Origin of the sequence: Nocardia pseudovaccinii NBRC 100343, assembly GCF_001613225.1 — a bacterium.
In the GTDB taxonomy this organism is placed as follows: Bacteria; Actinomycetota; Actinomycetes; order Mycobacteriales; family Mycobacteriaceae; genus Nocardia; species Nocardia pseudovaccinii.
Genome location: NZ_BDBY01000469.1, coordinates 1 through 1,938 on the forward strand (window position 1 = coordinate 1; position 1,938 = coordinate 1,938).

3 protein-coding genes are annotated in these 1,938 nt (G+C 65.4%); 1 reads left to right on the forward strand and 2 read right to left on the reverse strand.

What is annotated here, in order from left to right; genetic code table 11:
- Window positions 1–356 (forward strand): C40 family peptidase (locus NP3_RS45930; RefSeq protein WP_169814699.1); only part of this gene is annotated, 356 nt, incomplete at its 5' end.
- Window positions 357–374: 18 nt separating this feature from the next.
- On the opposite strand, the gene NP3_RS45935 is transcribed toward NP3_RS45930, so the two are convergent.
- Together NP3_RS45935 and NP3_RS45940 are read right to left on the reverse strand one after the other, a co-directional pair.
- Entirely contained in the window at window positions 375–1,550 is a 1,176-nt protein-coding gene (locus NP3_RS45935) for a transglycosylase SLT domain-containing protein (RefSeq protein ID WP_245721402.1), read from the reverse strand.
- A 17-nt stretch (window positions 1,551–1,567) separates the two neighbouring features.
- The coding region (locus tag NP3_RS45940; RefSeq protein ID WP_157125023.1) for a transglycosylase SLT domain-containing protein at window positions 1,568–1,938 on the reverse strand (371 nt) is incomplete at its 5' end.

The window sequence follows — 1,938 nt, forward strand, 5'->3', positions numbered from 1 at the left end:
CGGCGGCACAGCAGGCCGTTTCCGTGGCGATGGCCCAGCAGGGCGATCCGTATGTGTGGGGCGCGGAAGGTCCCAATTCGTTCGACTGCTCCGGACTCATGCAATATGCGGCCAGGGCCGCCGGAGTCAATATTCCACGAGTGGCCGCGGACCAGTACCGTCAGCTCCCCAAGGTCAACCCCGCCGACATCCGTCCCGGTGATCTGATCTTCCCGGATTCCGAATTCAACAACGGCAACCCGGGCCACGTCATGATGTATATCGGCAACGGGCAATGCGTCGAAGCGCCGCGCACCGGTCTGAATGTCCGCGTGATCAATCTCCCGAGCAGCTATCACGCCAGTCGGTGGAGCTGATCCGAATCCACCGCGGCTTCAGTAGCCCACATACGCGCCGCCGTGGTGCAACTTCACGATGCCGGGCACATTGGCCACCGAGCCGTAGCGATCGATCGCGTATCGCACCCCGGCGATGATGTTGTCGACGGGATTCCAGATATCGCGATGTCCGGGTAGGGCGTGAGCATTGAAGGTGGAATCGATGGTCTGCATCAGCCCTTTGGAGGGATGTCCGGCCGCGGCATTACTGTCCCAGCCATTGATGGCGTGTGGATTGCCCGCGGATTCGTGCTGGATGATCGCCGCGATATCGGCGGGATTGATCTGGCTGACGTCATAGCCGTTCTGGCGCAGGATCTGCAGGGCCGAGTTGATCCATTGCCCCACTTCACCACTGGGCTGCGCGCTCGGCGGCCCGCCGCTGGCGGCGCGCGAATATACCTGCGGTCTGGATCGCCCGGAGTCCTGGACGTACCGATTGGCCAGTGCGGCAACCTGTTCGGCCGAGACGGCCGCGGCCGACTGCCCGTTCCCGAGCACCGCTCCGGCCCGCTGCAGGGCATCACCGAGTGCGACCATCACCTGACGCTGGGTCGCTGCGGAATTTCCGACCGCACCGAGCGCGGTCAACGCGGCATCGGCCTCGGCGATGATCGAGGCGATCGCCGCCCGCCCCTGGATGGTGTCGGCGGCGGCACCGCCGAGAATTCGACCGAGTTCGGCGTTCAGGTTGCCCAGCGCGTCGTTCTGTTGGGACCTGTTCTGACTGCTGGCCGAATACTGGGAACCGAAAGCGCCATCCCAGCGCACCGGTCCGGTGGGCGCTCCATTGCCGACCAGCGGCGGCGCATTCGGCTGGCCGGTGCTGGACGTTGGCATGCCGTCACCATATTGGGCCGAGATCGATGCGAGCGCGCCCATCGCCGCGGCCGCCAACGGACCGGCACCGGCTGCGGCGGCAGCCAGGTCCGATCCGCCGCCGACGGCCGAAGTGCTTGTCGGAGTGGATAATCCGGACACAGGACTCGTCGATTGGCCGCGCACTGCGGCGGCTGCCGAACTAGAGGTGGCGGCGGTAGCCGCACCGGCCGACTGCAACGGCGGCATGCGCACCAGACCGCCCCGGGCCGGGGCGGCAGGGTTGCGGCGCGGCTCGGACGTTGTGATCCCAGCGCGGGCGTCCCGGGCATCGTCGACACTCGGTTCCGGCACTTCCCGATCCGGTGGCATCAGTACGGCTCGTACGCTCGACCGTTGCGGACCGCGACGACACCCGGCACGTTCTGTACCGATCCGTACCGATTGATGGCATAGCGGACGCCAGCGATGATGTTGTCGACGGGGTTGCGAATATTGGTGTGCCCCTGCACTGCCCACTGATTGAAGGTCGGCCCGATGGTCTGCATCAAGCCGATCGACGGAGTCCCGTTGTCGGCGTTGCTGTCCGTCAGGTTCATGGCGTTCGGATTACCACTGGATTCGTTCTGAATGATGATCGCGATGGCTTCGGGGTCGATCTTGCTGATGTCGTACCCCATCTGCTGCAGCACCTGCAGCGCCTGCTGAATCCACTGTCCGACGGTGCCGCCGACTGTCGTTC